The following is a 16,999-nucleotide window of genomic DNA, read 5'->3' on the forward strand; positions in this document are numbered from 1 at the left end:
TCACCGCTGTGAGTTCTCCTACTCGGCCGCATATCGAGACCCGCAACGCGTGGGTCGAGTTTCCGATCTTCGACGCCAAGTCGCGTTCACTGAAGAAGGCGTTCCTGGGCAAGGCCGGCGGCACCATCGGGCGCAACGAGTCCAACGTCGTCGTCATCGAAGCGCTGCGCGACATCACGATGTCGTTGGAGATGGGTGACCGGGTGGGCCTCGTCGGCCACAACGGGGCAGGCAAGTCCACCCTGTTGCGGCTCCTGTCCGGGATTTACGAGCCCACCCGCGGATTGGCGACGGTGCGCGGCCGGGTGGCGCCGGTGTTCGACCTCGGTGTCGGCATGGACCCCGAGATCTCCGGCTTCGAGAACATCATCATCCGCGGGTTGTTCCTGGGCCAGACACGCAAGCAGATGCTGGCCAAGGTGGACGAGATCGCCGACTTCACCGAACTCGGCGAGTACCTGTCGATGCCGCTGCGCACCTACTCCACCGGCATGCGGGTTCGTCTGGCGATGGGCGTGGTGACCAGCATCGACCCCGAGATCCTGCTGTTGGACGAGGGCATCGGCGCCGTCGACGCCGAGTTCCTCAAGAAGGCGCAAACCCGGCTGGCCGCGCTGGTGGAGCGTTCCGGAATCCTGGTCTTCGCCAGCCACTCCAACGAGTTCCTGGCGCGACTGTGCAAAACCGCGATGTGGGTGGACCACGGCACCATCCGGATGAGCGGCGGCATCGAAGAGGTGGTGGGCGCATACGAAGGTCCCGACGCCGCCCGCCACGTCCGCGAGGTGCTCGAAGAGCAGGCACGGGACCGCGCATGACTGACACGGTCTACGCCGTGGTGGTCACCCATCGTCGTCGCGAGCAACTCGCGGAGTCCTTGGGTGTGCTGTCATCACAAACCCGGCCGCTCGACCACCTGATCGTCGTCGACAATGACGACGACTCCGCGGTGCGCGATCTGGTTGCCGCCCAGCCGGTGCCGACCACATACCTGGGTTCGCGCCGAAACCTGGGCGGCGCAGGCGGTTTCGCTCTCGGCATGCTGCACGCACTGGCCGCCGGCGCCGACTGGATCTGGCTGGCCGACGACGACGGCCGCCCACTGGGGCCCGACGTGCTGGCCACCTTGATGGCGTGCGCGCGCAAGCACGGATTGGCCGAGGTGTCACCGATGGTGTGCGACCTCGACGACCCCTCCCGCCTGGCCTTCCCCCTGCGCCGCGGGCTGGTGTGGCGCCGCCGGGTCGACGAGCTGCGGGTGGACGGCGGCGACCTGCTGCCGGGCATCGCCTCGCTGTTCAACGGCGCGCTGTTCCGGGCAGCGACATTGGAAGCCGTTGGTGTGCCGGATCTTCGGCTGTTCGTCCGCGGCGACGAGGTGGAGCTGCACCGGCGGCTGGTGCGCTCGGGTGTGCCGTTCGGCACCTGCTTGGACGCGGTGTACGTGCACCCGCAGGGCGGCGACGAGTTCAAGCCCATTCTCGGCGGCCGCATGCACACGCAGTTCCCCGACGATGCCACCAAACGCTTCTTCACCTACCGCAACCGCGGCTACCTCTTGTCGCAGCCAGGCCTACGCAAACTGATACCGCAGGAGTGGGTGCGGTTCGGTTGGTTCTTCCTGGTGTCGCGGCGCGACCCGGCCGGCCTGCGGGAGTGGATCAGGCTGCGGCGGCTGGGCAGACGGGAAAGGTTCGGGCGATGACGATCATCGACGCGGCAGCGCAATCCAAGACGCTCTCACGGGCACGACGCGACCTGGTGGACGGCTTCAACAAGCGCGAGCTGTGGCTGCACCTGGGCTGGCAGGACATCAAACAGCGCTACCGGCGCAGTGTGCTGGGCCCCATCTGGATCACCATCGCCACCGGCACCATGGCGGTGGCGCTGGGCGGGCTGTACTCCAAGCTGTTCAATCTCGAACTGTCCGTGCACCTTCCGTACGTGACGCTGGGGTTGATCATCTGGAATCTGATCAACGCCGCGATTCTCGAGGGCGCGGACGTGTTCGTGGCCAACGAGGGGTTGATCAAGCAGCTACCGACGCCGCTGTCGGTGCACGTCTACCGGCTGGTGTGGCGGCAGGTGTTGTTGTTCGCGCACAACATCATCATCTTCGTGATCATCGCGATCATCTTTCCGCAACCCTGGTCGTGGGCCGATCTGGCATTCATCCCGGCGCTGGCGTTGATCGTGCTCAACTGCATATGGGTGGCACTGTGTTTCGGCATTCTGGCCACCCGGTACCGCGACATCAGCCCACTGCTGTTCAGCCTGGTGCAGCTGCTGTTCTACATGACGCCGATCATCTGGAACGACCAGACGCTGCGCGATCAGGGTGCCGGTAGCTGGGCCAGGATCATCGAGTTCAATCCGCTGCTGCACTACGTGGACATCGTGCGCGCACCGTTGTTGGGCGCCGATCAGGAACTGCACCATTGGGTGGTGGTCATCGTCTTGACCATCGTCGGGTGGACGGTCACCGCGTTCGCGATGCGGCAGTACCGGGCCAGGGTCCCTTACTGGGTCTGATCCGGACCAGACCACCGCGGCGGGCTCAGGTGAACGCGCGCGCTCCGGTGACCTGCGCAACCAGTTCGGCGCCGGTGACGTCAGCGGTACGCGCTCCCGACACCACGCTTCCGGCACGCATCACCCACACCTGCTGCGACAGTCGCATCACCTGTTCGAAGTTGTGACTGATGATGAGAACCGACGTGCCTGCGCCCACGATGCGCCGGATCAGATCTTCGACCTGGGTGGTCTCTCGCAGACCGAGCGCCGCGGTGGGTTCATCCATGATCACGAACTGGTTGGACCACATCACCGCACGCGAGATGGCCACGGCCTGACGTTGCCCACCCGAGAGTCGCTTCACCGTCGACGTCACGTTGGGGACGTTGACAGCCAACCCCGAGACCAGTTCGTGGGCTCGTCGCCGCATCTCGGCGCGTCTGATCAACCTCAATGGCCCGATTCCCCGGGTGAGTTCGCGATTGAGAAAGATGTTCTGCCACACCGTCAACTGATCAGCCAGAGCCAGGTCCTGGTAGACGGTCTCGATCCCGGTTCGACGGGCATCGAGCGGCGAGCCGAAGTGCACCGGTTCACCGTCGACGAGGATCTTGCCGCTGTCAGGTGTGTGGTAGCCCGCGAGGCACTTGATCAGGGTGGACTTGCCGGCGCCGTTGTCCCCGACGATCGCGGTGACCTCCCCGGGCTTGGCGTACAACGACGCACCCTTGAGCGCTTCGACATTGCCGAAGGATTTGGTGAGGTCGACGACCTCGATCTTGTTGTCGGCCATCATTTCCTCCCGCGCATCAGGGTGGCCGCCGCGAGTACCACGACACCGACGACAGCGGGTTCGAAGAACGCTTCGACCCCGACCATGGTCAGTCCGGTCTGCACCACGGTGAGCAGCACCGCGCCGAGCATGGGCCCCCAGACCGTGGCGCGCCCGCCGAACAGACTGGTACCACCGAGCACCGTGGCGGCGACGGCCTTCATCACGTAATCGGTGTTGACCGCGGGTTGGGTCGATCCCACGTACAGGATCAAGAAGATGGCCGCGGTACCGGCAAGGGCACCGCCGATCATGTATCCGACGAGCTTGACCCGCGATACCCGGATGCCCATCGCCTTGCTCGCGTCCATGCTGTCGCCGACGGCGAGCAGGTGAGTACCGAGCGCGGTGTAGGTGAGGAAAACATGAAGCGCCACTCCGATGACCAGCACGATCACGAAGTTCCACCGCAAGAACGCCACCGATTCCCTGGCGATGGTCTGCAGCGCCTCATCAGCGATCGGTACCGGGATACCGCGTGACACCACCAGGCCGATGCCCATGACCACGCCCATGGTGCCAAGGGTCACGATCATGTCCGGGATACGCACGCGGCCGACAAAAAACCCGTTGGCGGCCCCGACAACCACTCCCACTCCGATCGCAAGCAGGCAGGCGACGAGCAATCCCCAGCCGGCCTGATAGGCCAGGCCGAACACCACGCTGGCCAGCGCCAGCGTGGCGGCCATCGACAGGTCGATACCCGCGAGCATGACGGCGAACGTCATGCCCACTGCCAACAACACGGGGATTGCGGCGTCGGCCAGCATGGCGTTGACGTTGTGCCAGGTCGCGAAGTTCGGTGCGGCGACGGAGAAGGCCAGGAATGCGATCACCAGCGCCATCGGCGCGGTGGCCTTCGTCCACGTCTCCTCCAGGCCGACCACGCGGAGTAGCCGTTGCCGGCGGGACGGTCCAACCGTCCCGCCGGAATCGACCCGCCCGCCGGTGGCAGCTCTGCGCGCGATTCCGCTCGTCATCCGAGTCAGCCCTCGAAGGGGTTCGGCACGGTGAAGCCGGCCGGAGGAGCAGGTGCGGTGGCCAGTGCGTCGGCTGCGTTGGATTTGTCGACGATCAGGACCGGGGTGTCCACCCGCTCAGGTAGAGCCTTGCCCTCCGAGGCAGCAAGACACGCCTGCACCGCCTGGTAGCCCATGAGGTAGGGGAACTGTTCGACGGTCGAGGCCAGCTTGCCGTCGACGATCGATTGGAGCTCTTCCTCGGTGCCGTCGATGCCGACAACCACGACATCTCCAGTGCGACCTTCCTGTTCGATCGCTTCCTGAATTCCCAGCGCCTGGGTGCCGGCGGGAGTGAAGAACCCCTTCACCTCCGGGTTGGCCCGCATGATCGCGGCAGCCGAGTTCTTGGCTTTGACGCGGTCTGCGTCTGCAGAGACCGTCTGAACGGTTTCCAGCTTGCCGTCGACGACGCTGTGAAAGCCCTTCTGCCTGGCGATGTTTCCCGCATCCTGGGCCAGCGTGCCGATGACCGCCACCTGCGAGCCTTCCGGGACCAACTTCAGCAGTGCTTCGCCACCGGCGGCACCCGCCTGCTCGTTGACGGTGCCGATGTAGGTCTGCACGTTGACACCCTGGGCCTTGGCCGCGTCGAGATCGGCCTCGAGGTCGATGTTCACCACGGTGGCGTCCCCGGCCTGCGCCAGCGGGGTGAGCAGATTCGTCGGGCTGGTCGGGTTGATCACGTAGCAGTCGTAGCCCTCAGAGACCAGGGTCGACAGCTTGGACGCCTGCCCGGTGTCGTCCGACACGTTCTGGGCGGCCTGCACGTTCAGTTCGACACCGAGCTTGTCGGCGGCGGCCTCGGCACCGGTGACCATGGCGCCGAAGTACGTGTTGTCCAGCGGCTTGGTCACGAAGGCGACACGCACCCCGCCCTGACTGTCGGCACCGGAGTCACCGGCGGTGTCGCCGCTGGTCCCGGAGGAACACGCAGCAAGACAGGTGGTCGAGACGAGAACGAACATGGTCAATAACGGTCCACGCCGTGAGGTCGAGCTTCGCATCGGGCTTTCCTTACTCTTCACTGAGTTGACTTGCTGGTGATGGAGGGCACATGGACATCCATGCTGTAACCGACATCATTCACAAGTCTGACAACGTTGTCTAGATGTTGGTCGTCAGTTGCCCGATCCGACAGGTGCCGGAACTGGTCTCGTGTCGTTTCCGGGCATCGCTGCGGCAATCGGCCACCAACCCAGCTGAGCGCCGGTGATGGCGGCAGCACCGCGAGTCACGGTCTCCGTGATGTTCGAGACGACCTGCGGATGCGTGCCGAACCACCGCTTGGCCGCCATCCAGCGCGGCGATCGCGTTCCACCACCGGTGAGCACAGTGCGCCCGAGGGCACCACTGACGGCGCGCAGGGCCGCTTCCCGATCGGCCGCCATCCGGGCGTAGTGGTCGATGACACTGGCCCACGTCACGGCATCACCGACGTGTTGGCCCAGGTCACCGCGCTCGAGCTGCAGCGAATCGCAACGCTGCAGCTCGGGGGCGACACCGGGGGCGGGAGCGGCGGCATCGAGCTCGGCCCTGTCGGCCACAGCCGCCCCGAGGAGTGTCTGCAAGGCGAGCCCCGGCCGCAGCCCTTCTGCCATCACCAACAGGTCATCGGCACCTGGCCAGGTCTCGATGGTGAAGCCGGCGCGAACCAGCCGGGCCGCACCCCCCACCGCGGCGAGTCGTCCACGGGAGATCGACACCAACAGCCCCTCGCTGGTACCCACCGAATGCACCACGTCGCCCGCCAGCGCCCCGCTGCCCACCGCGGCAACGGGATGGTCGTGACCGGCGACCAGCACGCGACAGCTCGAACTCAGGCCCAGTGTCCGGGCCAGGACAGTCGAGGCTGACTTCCCGGCGCCTGCGGGTGCGACCACGGGCGTGCTGACGAACCCCAGTCCGGCGTTGTTCCAGGGCATACGCATGTAGCGCGACCGCACGGGATCGAACGCACCGCTGGTCGATGCCAGCCCCGCTTCCTGAACCGCGACGCCGGTCAGTCGCCATGCCAGAGCTCCGGCCACACCCAGGAAGGTGCCCGCCGGGCAGCCCCGATACCGGGCCAGCCAGCCCAGCTTGGCGATTGTCGAGGTGGTGCGGGCGTGCCCACCAGTGACCGCCGCCAACTCCCCGACGGGCCTGGCCGACTCCAGCGCGGCGATGATCTCAGCGCCGCGCTCGTCGTACCAAGCTGGAAAGTGCAGGTCAGCCAATTCTCCGTTGACCAGGACAGTGCCGACCTCGCCCATCGAGGCAATTCCGATTCCGGCCACCGAGCCAACTGCGGCGATCACCTCCGAGAGCGCCTGCTCAGCTGCGGAGAGGAGTTCGAGGATCGGGAAGTCGAGCCCGTCCTCGGACCGATTCATCGGGGTCGGCACCACTCGCGCCTCGACGACGCTGCCCGCACGGTTGTAGGCCAGCACCTTTGTGCCGGAGCTACCGATGTCGATTCCCACCACAACGTCGTCTCGCATCGAACCTCCGTCGAATGACCTGGGACCACGGTTTCCTTCTGGCAATTGTCGCAGTAGTCTGTCTATCGTTGTCAGAGATGACAAGGCGAACAATCCGCCGAGCGAACTTCCCAGGAGAATAAATGACGCTCATCACCCTTCGAAGTGCTCTAGATGCCGCCCGCCGTGGCGGCTACGGGATAGGGGCGTTCAACGTCACCGATCTGGTGCAGGTCGAGGCAGTTCTGGACGCAGCAGAACAGACCAACTCGCCGGTGATCGTCCAGACGCTGGCGGGCTCCTCTGCCTTCGGCTCCGACGAGCTGTTCTGGGAGATGATGCTGCGGACAGTGGATCGGTACCCTTCCGTTCCCACCGTGGTGCACCTCGACCACGGCCCCGACGCAGCCACCTGCCGACGTGCTGTCGAAGCGGGCTTCAGCAGCGTCATGATCGACGGCAGCCTCGACCCGCAGACCCACCAGCCGGCCAGCTTCGCGGCCAACGTCGCCGTCACCGCAGAGGTGGTGGAGTTCGCGCACGCCCGCGGGGTCTCGGTCGAGGGCGAACTCGGCACGATCGGAGGTTCCGAAGATGGCGGAACCCACCGCGAGATCGTGCTTGCCGACCCCAACGAGGCGGAAGCCTTCGTGGCACAAACCAACGTCGACGCACTCGCGGTGGCGATCGGAACCTCGCACGGCGCCTACAAATTCGCGAGCCCACCCGATGGTTCGGTACTGCACATGGGTCTGATCTCAGAGATCTCGGCGAAGGTGCCGGACACCCATCTGGTGATGCACGGCTCGTCCTCGCTGCCCGCGGATCTGCGCGCGGTGATCAACGCCCACGGTGGAACCCTTCCAGAATCCTGGGGTGTCCCCGAAGAGGAGAAGGCCCGTTCCACCAAGCTCGGCGTCACCAAGATCAACCAGGGAATGGACTCCCATATGGCGTTCATGGCGGCTCTGCGAAGCAGCTTGGCCGCCGATGGCATAACGGTGGATCCGGCTCCGGCGCTGCGCGGCGCCCGAGAAGCGATGCGCGACATCATTGCCGAGCGCATGGTGGTGTTCGGGCAGGCGGGGCACGCCGGTGAGTTCGCCGACACCGCCCCCTTCGTCGCGGCCTCGGCTCTGGTGCGGGGCTGATCCACCCGTCGGAGATGATCGGAAGCTCGTAGCCGGGAGGGAAGATGACAGAGACCGATCGTCCGCGCGGATTTCAACGCCCGCCGCGGCTGACCGACATCGCGCAGCGCGCCGGGGTGTCCATCAAGTCAGTCTCGCGGGTGCTCAACGACGAGCCGTACGTCACCGAGGAGCTGCGCGCCAAGGTGCTCGTAGCGGTCGAGGACCTCGGCTATGTCACCGACAACCGAGCCCGGGTGCTGCGCACCAACAAGTCGGGGTTCCTCGGCATCATCGTTCCCGACATCCGCAACGGCTTCTTCGCGGGTCTGATCCATCAGTTCGAGAAGCGGCTTTCGGTGAGCGGCCAAACGATGCTTCTGGGGATCTCGGGGGAGCGCCCGGAACGCGAGGAAAAGTATCTCAAGCTGTTCCGCCAACAGCGGGTGGATGGGCTGGTGGTTCTCCCGACAGGTGCACCCAGCCTCGCAGATGTCGCCACGCGCGTGCCCACCGTGGTGCTCGACCGCACCCACGAATCCATCCACAACAGCGTCGATCACGTCCTGGTCCGCAACAAGGAAGCGGCGTACACCCTGACGCAGCATCTGATCGACAAGCGCGGGCTGCAGCGGGTCGCGATGGTTACCGGCGAGGCGACGATCTCCAGCGTTCGGGAGCGCCAATTGGGTTATCTGGAAGCCATCGAAGGGGCCGGACTCGAGCCGCTCATCAGCGCCGGACACACCTCGCGGGAGGCTGCGGCCGAGGGTGCCATAGACCTGATGTCGCGGATCGAGCCGCCGTTCGGGGTGCTCGCCACCGGTAACCGGATGTTCTGGGCGGTGATGACGGCGGCCAACCATCTGCGGCTTTCGGTTCCCCGCGACGTCGCGGTGGTGACCTTCGACGGTATCGGTGACACCTCGTCACCGGGATTGCCGCCCACACAAGCGGTCCTGCCGGTCCCGACGATGGTAGCCAGGGCGTTGCAATTGCTGACCGAGCGGGAGAACGATCCCGGCCGCCCCTACCAGTCGGTGTCGCTGGATTGCGACATCGAATACGGCGTCACCTGTGGGTGTATCGAACCCGTGTCCGCCTCCGGCGGGCCGCGCACCGCCCGCCGCCGCTCCGCGGGCGTTCGGGGGCATTAGGTGCCGTCGACGCTGCCCGCACACCGGGCGTGGCTCGACCGCGAGCGCAGCCGCCTGTTGGCATTCGGCCGGCGGGTCGGACTCGATGGCGGAGGTGCCGCCTATCTGGGTGACGACGGTGAACCCGCACCGGAGTTCGGGGTCCAGACCTGGATCACCGCCCGGATGGTGTACGTGTACAGCCTCGGGCACCTACTGGGCGCCCCGGGCAGCGGTCCCATCGCCGATGCCGCGATGGCAGGCCTGACCGGGCGCCTACGCGACCGCGAGCACGGTGGCTGGTTCCGTGCACTGGACGCGTCGGGAATGCCGGACGCCGCCGCGGGGAAAAGCTGCTATGACCACGCGTTCGTGATGCTGGCGGCCTCCGCCGCGGTGCTTGCCGAACGACCGGGTGCGCAGTCACTGCTCAGCGACGCGACGGAGATCTACCTGCAGTACTTCTGGGACGCGACCGTTGGCCTGCCGGTCGACACCTGGGATGTGACCTTCACCCGCGCAGACGACTACCGCGGCGTCAACGCCACCATGCACTCGGTCGAAGCGCTGCTCGCCGTCGCCGACTCCGTGCCTGCCGAGGACGCCCACGCTTGGCGCGCGCGTGCGCTATCGGCGGTGCAGTTCGTCATCACGATGGCGCAGGCGCACGCCGACCGGATCCCCGAGCATTACAGCGCTTGCTGGCAGCCGGACCTGAACCTCAACCAGGACAACCCCGGCGACCAGTTCAAGCCGTTCGGTGCCACCCCGGGCCACGGGCTGGAGTGGGCGCGGTTGATCCTGAACACCGAGGCTGTGACGGGGACAGATCCCGAACTGGTGGTGGCAGCCACACGATTGTTCGACCGCGCGGTCGCCGACGGCTGGGCCGCCGACGGAGCGGAGGGCTTTGTCTACACGACCGACTGGGACGGTGTGCCGGTGGTGAGTCAACGCATGCACTGGGTGCTCGCCGAGGCGATCAACTCGGCTGCGGTGCTGTACAGACGCACCGCGGACCCACGATTCGCCCAGTGGTACACCACCTGGTGGGACTACGCGCGGCGCCACCTGATCGATGTCGAGCGAGGGTCATGGCTGCACGAACTCGACTCCGCCAACAGACCGGCGGCCACGGTGTGGCCAGGAAAGCCGGACCTCTACCACGCGTTTCAGACGACTCTCATCCCCCAGCTGCCGCTGGCTCCGACGCTGGCCCGGGCGCTTCGGGAGGGGCTGTTGCGCTGAACGGTGACCGGGGCGAGGGCTTCTGCTCGTCACATCATCAGATCGAGTTCACCTGGGCGCCACCGGAGATTGACGAGCGGACCGTTCAATGGCCCTATGAGTGAGACCGACACCCAGCCCGCCCCGAGTGAGGAACTGGACGCTGCCCGCGAGCAGCTGATCGTTGCCGAGATCGTCGACGACGCTGACGGGGACCGCGTGGACTTCGACGAGGACTTCGACGACGATGACGCCGACGAGGATGACGAGGAGTACGAACGTGCCGTCATCGTGCTGCGCGAAGTCATCGAGCGTCAGCTCATCGCATGCCGCACGCTCAGCGCGCAGCTCACGGACACGGCCACCGACGTCACCGCCGCGCTGGTCGAATCGCCTGCCAAGGTGATCGAGGCGGTGCGCGAGGGCACCACACTGCCGAGCGCGGTCAGCCTGACCGCTGACGCGGTGACCGACGCGGCCATCCAGGCCGGCAGCCGGATCCGGGCGGCCGTCGGCTCCTACGTCAACTCGCAGGCGGCGCTGCCGGACGCGCTGATCATCGGCGCCGCCGAGGTCGCCGGCTCGGCGATCAGGGCGCAGGGCACGGTGGCGTCCTCGGCGTTCGACGCCGCCTTCATGGTCGCGACCACAGCAGCCAGGGGAGACGACGTGCGCGACGCGTTCGACGAGGAATGGCAAGGCCTGCTGGCGACGGTGTCGTCGGTGCGCGACGACGTGGACGACACCGTCAGCGCCGCCCGGCGCCGCGTCCGCGACGCCCTACCGGTCATCCTCAACGCAGGCTGACATCAGCCTGCGGGATCATCCCGGAAAGGCCCCGACGTCGGGCTCTGGCCCGAACACGAACCGCCTGCCGGTGATCTCGGTCGGCGCCACGCGGACGAACCGCAGCTTCTGCGTGGCGATCCACGGGTAAAGCCCGGCCTGCTCGGCGTCATGGATCTCGTCAGCGGCGAACAGCACCTTCGCAGAGCCGCGGATGATCACGCTCCAGCCTTCGGCGACGTTGTGGTCGTCGGCTTCGAACAGCACCTGATCGTTGGTCACCGCCCCGAAGAGCTTGGTGCCCTCGGCGGTCCGGAACAGCACACTGCGCCGTTGCACCACAAAATTCACGGGGAAGATCTCGGCGCGGCCGTCGACGACGGTCACCAGCCTGCCCAGGTGCACCCCGGAAATCAGCTTCCAGCTGTCCTCGTCGTCGAGTGCGGTCACCGGTTGGTCCATGCACCCCATCCTCACCGATCGGCCCCGCCACCTGGAAGGGCCTCAGGGCACTCGGTGAGATTACGAAGGTCAGTGGCGGTGCGGGGGGCTCACCCGGGTGCTGACGCTGATCCGATTCCACGCATTGATCACGGTGACCATGGCGATCACCTGACCGAGCTCCTGTTCGGTGAAAACGGCTGCGGCCCTTGCATACACCGCGTCGGAGACATGCCCGCCACGGGTCAGGTCGGTCATGTCCTCGGTGAGCGCCAACGCGGCCTGCTCCTGCGCGGTGTACAACTCGCCTGCCTCTTCCCACGCCGACAGCAGGTAGATCCGCTGTTCGGTTTCGCCCTTCTTGCGGGCGTCGTGGCTGTGCATGTCGAGGCAGAACGCGCAGTGGTTGAGCTGGGAGGCCCGGATCTTGATCAACTCGGCGAGTGTGGGATCGATGTCCTTCTCCGCGGCCGCCGAGAGCGCCATCATGGCTTCGTAGAACTCCGGGGCCACGCGGTTGAGGGTGAGGCGGGTGAGCTTCTGGGGGTCCAGTACCTGTGTCATGTCCTCAAACCTAGGACGGAAACGGCCCGTGATGCTGGTTCAATTCAGACATGACTTCGTGGGCCAATTCTCGCGACCTGCACTTGGACCTGCAAGCCGCCCTGACGCCGGGCGCCCGCGGTGTTCGCGAGGATCTCGTGACCGCCCTGCGTGACGCCGTGCGCGACGGCCGGCTCACGGCGGGCACCGTGCTGCCCTCGTCCCGCGCGCTGGCGGTCGATCTTGGCGTGGCTCGCAACACCGTTGCCGACGTTTACGCCGAACTGGTTGCCGAGGGCTGGCTGGCCTCCAAACAGGGCGCGGGCACCTGGGTGGGGGACTCCGAACACCTCCGTCGGCACCGGAGCGTTCCGGCGCGCCCCAGGGGCGCGATCGCGCCGCCCCGGCACAACCTGATGCCCGGTTCGGGAGACGTCGCCCAGTTTCCTCGCACCGCCTGGCTGGCATCGGTCCGCCGTGCGTTGACCAACGCCCCGACCGAGGCCTTGCGGATGAACGACCCCCGCGGCCGGCCTGAGCTGCGGAACGCCGTCGCCGATTACCTGGCACGCGCCCGCGGCGTGCGGGCCAGCTCGGACTCTGTCGTGATCACCGCGGGCACAAGACATTCGGTGGAGATCATGGCGCGGCTGTTCGGGCCCACCCGTCCCATAGCCGCAGAAGCCTACGGGCTGTTCATCTTTCGCGACTGCATCACGGCGGCGGGCGGTGCGACGGTGCCCATCGGTTTCGACGACCTGGGCGCGTCCGTGGACGATCTCGCCAAGGTGGACGCCCCCGCTGTCCTGGTGACACCGGCGCACCACTACCCCCACGGTGTGCCGCTGCACCCCAGTCGGCGCACCGCGATGGTCGAATGGGCCGAGCGCACGGACAGCCTGGTACTGGAGGATGATTACGACGGCGAGTTCCGCTACGACCGCCAGCCGGTAGGCGCACTGCAGAGCTTGGATCCACAGCGCGTGGTGTATCTGGGATCGACGAGCAAGAGCTTGACGCCGGTGCTACGGCTGGGCTGGATGGTGGTACCCACCGCACTGGTGGACGACGTGGTGTCGGCCGCCGGCGGCAACCAGTGGTACGTCGACGGCATCAGCCAGCTGACCATGGCCGACTTCATCGTTACAGGCAACTACGACAAGCACATTCGCCGAATGCGCAACATCTACCGGCGTCGCCGCGACACCCTGGTGCAGCGTCTGGCACCATTGGCGCCCGCCGTCACCATCACCGGCCTCTCGGCGGGTCTGCACCTGCTGCTGATGCTGCCCGAAGGCACTGAACCCGAGGTGCTGCGCCGCGCCGGCGAGGCCGGCGTCGGCATCGAAGGACTGTCACGGCTGCGACATCCGTTGGCGAGCAACAGCATTCCACGGCCCGACGGTATCGTCGTCAACTTCGGCACCCCGGGTGAGCATGCGTTCTCACCTGCCGTGGACGCGTTGCTCGGTGTCCTGACCGACACTCTGCGCCGGTCAGCGTAACGACGCCAGCTCCGCGTTCATGTTGGCCACCGCCCTGGCCTCCCACTCGCGACGCGCCAGCGGGGTGCGGTAGAGACCGGGCCCGGCCAGCAGCGCCTCGATGACGCGGGCACGCGCGGCGCGGAAATCAGCGTCGGACACGTGGGCGTACTCCTGGCGGATCAGCGCGGAGTTGCGCTGATACAACTCCCGCGGCAAGGCCAGTCCGGCCAGGTCGGCGTCGGACAGTGCCTCGGCGTTGGTGTCGCCGGCGGCAGGGTTGTGCTCGAGGGTCATCCGCACCAACCGGGCCACCTCGGCCACCAGGTCCGCGTCGACGCCGAGGGCGGCCAGATCGGACTCGGCCAGCTGGGCACTGCGTTCCTCATCGTCGGAGCGTCCGGCGTACACCGCGTCGTGATACCAGGCTGCCAGCCGCACCGCGTCGGCGTCGGCGGCATAACCGCTCAGTTCTTCCACCGAGGCCAGGATGGCCCGTAGATGGGCAAGATCGTGATAGCGGCGGTGCGGTTCGGCCCAACGCGCCAGCAATGCCTGGCCGGCGACCGCGACGTCCCCGGTATGACTGGTGTGACGCGCCAGCAGCGCATCCCACGCCTCGAGCAGATCCTGCACCCAGCCATTCTTGCAGCCGGCTGCCCGGTCGACGACGCGGCGAGGAACGAGCCGGGGAGAGAGGGCCGGGCCATGCCAGCTGCCCGGTCGACGACGCGGCGAGGAACGAGCCGGGGAGACAGGGCCGGGCCATGCCAGCTGCCCGGTCGACGACGCGGCGAGGAACGAGCCGGGGAGAGAGGGCCGGGCCATGTCATCTGCCGTAGGCTTCCGCCGATGGCCGAGCCTCCTATGCCGCCCAACCTGAGCCTCGCCACCCAGGTGTGGCGATTCCTCGTCACCGGCGGGCTGTCGGCAGTGGTCGACTTCGGCCTCTACCTGCTGTTCCTCGAACTGGACTGGCACGTCAACGTCGCCAAGACCGTGAGCTTCATCGCAGGCACCACCACGGCCTACCTGATCAACCGACGGTGGACCTTCCAGGCCTCGCCCAACCGGGCCCGCTTCATCGCCGTGATGGTGCTGTACGCGCTGACCTATGCGGTGCAGGTCGGAATCAACTACCTCTTCTATACGGAGTGGGACGACAAGCCGTGGCGGGTGCCGGTGGCGTTCGTCATCGCGCAGGGCACAGCGACTGTCATCAACTTCGTGGTGCAGCGCGCGGTGATCTTCCGGCTCAAGTAGAGGCAGGTACCCTCGTCTCGATGTTTGTCACGAGCACGCGCCAGCTGAGCGGCTGGGGACGCACTGCGCCCTCGGTCGCCGAAGTGCTGTCGACCCCGGACGTCGAAGAGATCGCCAAGGCCGTCAGCCAGGCCGGACCGCGCGGCGTCATTGCCCGCGGACTGGGCCGCTCCTACGGCGACAACGCGCAGAACGGTGGGGGTGTCGTCATCGACATGCCCGCGCTGAACCGCATCCACTCGATCAGCGCCGACGACGCCACCGTCGATGTCGATGCCGGCGTCAACCTGGATCAGTTGATGAAAGCGGCCCTGCCGTTCGGGCTGTGGGTGCCGGTGCTGCCGGGAACGCGGCAGGTCACCATCGGCGGCGCCATCGCCTGCGACATCCACGGCAAGAACCACCACAGCGCGGGCAGCTTCGGCAACCACGTGCGCTCGATGGAACTGCTGACCGCCGACGGACAGATCCGCCATCTGACGCCGGACGGCGAAGACTCCGCACTGTTCTGGGCCACCGTCGGCGGCAACGGTCTGACCGGCATCATCCTGCGCGCCACCGTCGCGATGACGCCGACGGAGACGGCGTACTTCATCGCCGACGGCGACGTGACGGCCAGCCTGGACGAGACCATCGCGATCCACAGCGACGGCAGCGAAGCCAACTACACCTACTCCAGTGCCTGGTTCGACGCCATCAGCGCACCCCCGAAACTGGGCCGGGCGGCGATCTCGCGCGGGTCGCTGGCCAAGCTGGACCAGCTGCCGGAGAAACTGCAGCGCAACCCGCTGAAATTCGATGCGCCACAACTGCTCACGTTGCCCGACCTGTTCCCGAACGGGCTGGCCAACAAGTACACCTTCGGGCCCATCGGCGAGCTCTGGTACCGCAAGTCCGGCACCTACCGGAACAAGGTGCAGAACCTGACGCAGTTCTACCACCCGTTGGACATGTTCGGTGAGTGGAACCGCGCCTACGGTCCCGCCGGGTTCCTGCAGTACCAGTTCGTGGTGCCCACCGAGGCCGTCGACGAGTTCAAGGCCATCATCGGCGACATCCAGGCCAGCGGGCACTACTCGTTCCTCAACGTCTTCAAGCTGTTCGGCCCGGGAAACCAAGCGCCGCTGAGCTTCCCGATCCCCGGCTGGAACGTGTGTGTCGACTTCCCGATCAAGGCCGGCCTGAACGAGTTCGTCACCGAACTGGACCGCCGGGTCCTGGAGTTCGGTGGCCGCCTCTACACCGCCAAGGACTCGCGCACCACCGCCGAGACCTTCCATGCCATGTACCCGCGGATCGACGAGTGGATCGCGGTGCGCCGCAGCGTCGATCCCGACGGTGTGTTCGCCTCCGACATGGCCCGACGTTTGGAGTTGCTCTAGATGGTGTTCGACGCAGTGGGGAACCCGCAACGCATCCTGTTGCTCGGCGGCACATCCGAGATCGCCCTGGCCATCGGCGCCCGCTACCTGCGCGACGCCCCGGCCCAGATCGTGCTGGCGGATCTGCCCGGCCACCCGCGCAAGGACGCCGCGATGGAGCAGATGCGCAGCGCCGGAGCCAAGACCGTCGAGTGGATCGACTTCGACGCCCTGGACACCGACAACCATCCAGCGGTGATCGACGCGGCATTCAGTACTGATGTCGACGTTGCCGTGGTGGCCTTCGGTCTCCTCGGTGACGCCGAGGAGCTGTGGCAGAACCAGCGCAAGGCCGTCCAGATCGCCGGGATCAACTACACCGCAGCAGTTTCCGTCGGCGTGCTGCTGGGCCAGAAGATGCGTGCGCAGGGATCGGGGCGCATCATCGCGATGAGCTCGGCGGCAGGTGAACGGGTGCGTCGCTCCAACTTCGTCTACGGCTCCACCAAGGCCGGCCTGGACGGTTTCTACCTGGGACTCGGCGAAGCGCTCAAAGAGCACGGCGTCCGGGTCCTGGTGATCCGCCCCGGTCAGGTGCGCACGACCACCACCATCGAGCACTGGAAAGCCACCGGCGCCAAGGAGGCTCCGCTGACCGTCGACAAGGAGGACGTCGCCGAACTGGCCGTCACCGCGTCGGCCAAGGGCAAGGACCTGGTGTGGGCCCCCGGCGCGTTCCGGTTCGTGATGATGATCCTGCGGCACATCCCGCGGCCCATCTTCCGCAAGCTACCCATCTGA

At 66.7% G+C, this 16,999-nt stretch carries 18 protein-coding genes; 11 read left to right on the forward strand and 7 right to left on the reverse strand.

Translation table 11 applies throughout. The annotated features are described in order from the left end of the window. The first annotated feature begins 8 nt into the window (after positions 1-8). The 3 genes from wzt to wzm are packed head-to-tail and all read left to right on the forward strand — an operon-like array spanning position 9 to position 2,532. Positions 9-818, forward strand: a complete 810-nt coding sequence (gene wzt, locus BVC93_RS10925; RefSeq protein ID WP_083737178.1) for a galactan export ABC transporter ATP-binding subunit Wzt/RfbE — start codon at positions 9-11, stop codon at positions 816-818. Next, entirely contained in the window at positions 815-1,705 is an 891-nt protein-coding gene (glfT1, locus tag BVC93_RS10930; RefSeq protein WP_083737179.1) for a galactofuranosyltransferase GlfT1, read from the forward strand. Before wzt ends, glfT1 begins: the two co-directional genes overlap by 4 nt. Beyond that, complete coding sequence (gene wzm, locus BVC93_RS10935) at positions 1,702-2,532, forward strand: galactan export ABC transporter permease subunit Wzm/RfbD (protein WP_083737180.1); 831 nt, start codon at positions 1,702-1,704, stop codon at positions 2,530-2,532. Before glfT1 ends, wzm begins: the two co-directional genes overlap by 4 nt. Before the next feature lie 25 nt (positions 2,533-2,557). Here the strand turns inward: wzm and BVC93_RS10940 are convergent, their stop codons facing one another. The 4 genes from BVC93_RS10940 to BVC93_RS10955 form a co-directional block, all read right to left on the reverse strand. Next, complete coding sequence (locus BVC93_RS10940; RefSeq protein WP_192860257.1) at positions 2,558-3,307, reverse strand: ATP-binding cassette domain-containing protein; 750 nt, start codon at positions 3,305-3,307, stop codon at positions 2,558-2,560. After that, entirely contained in the window at positions 3,307-4,326 is a 1,020-nt protein-coding gene (locus BVC93_RS10945; RefSeq protein ID WP_083737182.1) for an ABC transporter permease, read from the reverse strand. The genes BVC93_RS10940 and BVC93_RS10945 overlap by 1 nt, the downstream gene beginning before the upstream one ends. A 5-nt stretch (positions 4,327-4,331) precedes the next feature. Beyond that, positions 4,332-5,333: a substrate-binding domain-containing protein gene (locus BVC93_RS10950; RefSeq protein WP_192860258.1), complete on the reverse strand. Its 1,002-nt coding sequence runs from the start codon at positions 5,331-5,333 to the stop codon at positions 4,332-4,334. A 153-nt stretch (positions 5,334-5,486) separates the two neighbouring features. Further along, on the reverse strand, positions 5,487-6,848 hold the full coding sequence (locus BVC93_RS10955; RefSeq protein WP_083737184.1) for an FGGY family carbohydrate kinase: 1,362 nt from the start codon (positions 6,846-6,848) through the stop codon (positions 5,487-5,489). Positions 6,849-6,970: 122 nt separating this feature from the next. On the opposite strand from BVC93_RS10955, the gene BVC93_RS10960 reads away from it, so the two are divergent. The 4 genes from BVC93_RS10960 (at position 6,971) to BVC93_RS10975 (ending at position 11,127) form a co-directional block, all read left to right on the forward strand. After that, the gene (locus tag BVC93_RS10960) at positions 6,971-7,978 is read left to right on the forward strand and encodes a ketose-bisphosphate aldolase (RefSeq protein ID WP_083737185.1); all 1,008 of its coding nucleotides are present in this window, start codon (positions 6,971-6,973) and stop codon (positions 7,976-7,978) included. Between the two features lie 44 nt (positions 7,979-8,022). Next, a complete protein-coding gene (locus BVC93_RS10965) occupies positions 8,023-9,114 on the forward strand; it encodes a LacI family DNA-binding transcriptional regulator (RefSeq protein ID WP_083737186.1) in 1,092 nt (363 codons plus the stop codon). Then, entirely contained in the window at positions 9,115-10,341 is a 1,227-nt protein-coding gene (locus BVC93_RS10970; protein ID WP_083737187.1) for an AGE family epimerase/isomerase, read from the forward strand. It begins immediately after the preceding gene. 96 nt (positions 10,342-10,437) lie between these two features. Further along, positions 10,438-11,127, forward strand: coding sequence for a hypothetical protein (locus BVC93_RS10975; RefSeq protein WP_083737188.1), 690 nt, complete (start codon positions 10,438-10,440; stop codon positions 11,125-11,127). A gap of 15 nt (positions 11,128-11,142) precedes the next feature. Here BVC93_RS10975 and BVC93_RS10980 read toward each other — a convergent pair whose 3' ends face one another. Next, complete coding sequence (locus tag BVC93_RS10980) at positions 11,143-11,577, reverse strand: pyridoxamine 5'-phosphate oxidase family protein (protein WP_083737189.1); 435 nt, start codon at positions 11,575-11,577, stop codon at positions 11,143-11,145. 60 nt (positions 11,578-11,637) lie between these two features. After that, positions 11,638-12,111: a carboxymuconolactone decarboxylase family protein gene (locus tag BVC93_RS10985; RefSeq protein WP_083737190.1), complete on the reverse strand. Its 474-nt coding sequence runs from the start codon at positions 12,109-12,111 to the stop codon at positions 11,638-11,640. 50 nt (positions 12,112-12,161) lie between these two features. Between BVC93_RS10985 and pdxR the strand changes: the two genes are divergently transcribed. Then, the gene (pdxR, locus tag BVC93_RS10990; RefSeq protein WP_083737191.1) at positions 12,162-13,595 is read left to right on the forward strand and encodes a MocR-like pyridoxine biosynthesis transcription factor PdxR; all 1,434 of its coding nucleotides are present in this window, start codon (positions 12,162-12,164) and stop codon (positions 13,593-13,595) included. Here pdxR and BVC93_RS10995 read toward each other — a convergent pair. Then, complete coding sequence (locus BVC93_RS10995; protein WP_083737192.1) at positions 13,587-14,210, reverse strand: HD domain-containing protein; 624 nt, start codon at positions 14,208-14,210, stop codon at positions 13,587-13,589. The genes pdxR and BVC93_RS10995 overlap by 9 nt on opposite strands. A gap of 231 nt (positions 14,211-14,441) precedes the next feature. Here BVC93_RS10995 and BVC93_RS11000 point away from each other — a divergent pair, with 231 nt between their 5' ends. From BVC93_RS11000 to BVC93_RS11010, 3 genes are read left to right on the forward strand one after another with little or no spacing between them, the layout of a single operon-like run. Then, positions 14,442-14,837 (forward strand): GtrA family protein, encoded by a 396-nt coding sequence (locus BVC93_RS11000; RefSeq protein WP_083737193.1) that lies wholly within the window; start codon positions 14,442-14,444, stop codon positions 14,835-14,837. A gap of 20 nt (positions 14,838-14,857) precedes the next feature. Continuing rightward, complete coding sequence (locus BVC93_RS11005; RefSeq protein WP_083737194.1) at positions 14,858-16,219, forward strand: FAD-binding oxidoreductase; 1,362 nt, start codon at positions 14,858-14,860, stop codon at positions 16,217-16,219. Beyond that, positions 16,220-16,999, forward strand: coding sequence for a decaprenylphospho-beta-D-erythro-pentofuranosid-2-ulose 2-reductase (locus tag BVC93_RS11010; RefSeq protein ID WP_083737195.1), 780 nt, complete (start codon positions 16,220-16,222; stop codon positions 16,997-16,999). It abuts the gene before it with no gap.

Origin of the sequence: Mycobacterium sp. MS1601 (genome assembly GCF_001984215.1) — a bacterium.
GTDB lineage: Bacteria > Actinomycetota > Actinomycetes > Mycobacteriales > Mycobacteriaceae > Mycobacterium.

What these genes read in the sequence shown, in the direction of transcription:
- glfT1 (WP_083737179.1), top strand. Translation starts at nt 815, where the DNA reads ATGACTGACACGGTCTACGCCGTGGTGGTCACCCATCGTCGTCGCGAG.
- wzm (WP_083737180.1), top strand. Translation starts at nt 1,702, where the DNA reads ATGACGATCATCGACGCGGCAGCGCAATCCAAGACGCTCTCACGGGCA.
- BVC93_RS10940 (WP_192860257.1), bottom strand. Translation starts at nt 3,307, where the DNA reads ATGGCCGACAACAAGATCGAGGTCGTCGACCTCACCAAATCCTTCGGC.
- BVC93_RS10945 (WP_083737182.1), bottom strand. Translation starts at nt 4,326, where the DNA reads ATGACGAGCGGAATCGCGCGCAGAGCTGCCACCGGCGGGCGGGTCGAT.
- BVC93_RS10950 (WP_192860258.1), bottom strand. Translation starts at nt 5,333, where the DNA reads ATGTTCGTTCTCGTCTCGACCACCTGTCTTGCTGCGTGTTCCTCCGGG.
- BVC93_RS10955 (WP_083737184.1), bottom strand. Translation starts at nt 6,848, where the DNA reads ATGCGAGACGACGTTGTGGTGGGAATCGACATCGGTAGCTCCGGCACA.
- BVC93_RS10960 (WP_083737185.1), top strand. Translation starts at nt 6,971, where the DNA reads ATGACGCTCATCACCCTTCGAAGTGCTCTAGATGCCGCCCGCCGTGGC.
- BVC93_RS10965 (WP_083737186.1), top strand. Translation starts at nt 8,023, where the DNA reads ATGACAGAGACCGATCGTCCGCGCGGATTTCAACGCCCGCCGCGGCTG.
- BVC93_RS10975 (WP_083737188.1), top strand. Translation starts at nt 10,438, where the DNA reads ATGAGTGAGACCGACACCCAGCCCGCCCCGAGTGAGGAACTGGACGCT.
- BVC93_RS10980 (WP_083737189.1), bottom strand. Translation starts at nt 11,577, where the DNA reads ATGGGGTGCATGGACCAACCGGTGACCGCACTCGACGACGAGGACAGC.
- BVC93_RS10985 (WP_083737190.1), bottom strand. Translation starts at nt 12,111, where the DNA reads ATGACACAGGTACTGGACCCCCAGAAGCTCACCCGCCTCACCCTCAAC.
- pdxR (WP_083737191.1), top strand. Translation starts at nt 12,162, where the DNA reads ATGACTTCGTGGGCCAATTCTCGCGACCTGCACTTGGACCTGCAAGCC.
- BVC93_RS11000 (WP_083737193.1), top strand. Translation starts at nt 14,442, where the DNA reads ATGCCGCCCAACCTGAGCCTCGCCACCCAGGTGTGGCGATTCCTCGTC.
- BVC93_RS11005 (WP_083737194.1), top strand. Translation starts at nt 14,858, where the DNA reads ATGTTTGTCACGAGCACGCGCCAGCTGAGCGGCTGGGGACGCACTGCG.
- BVC93_RS11010 (WP_083737195.1), top strand. Translation starts at nt 16,220, where the DNA reads ATGGTGTTCGACGCAGTGGGGAACCCGCAACGCATCCTGTTGCTCGGC.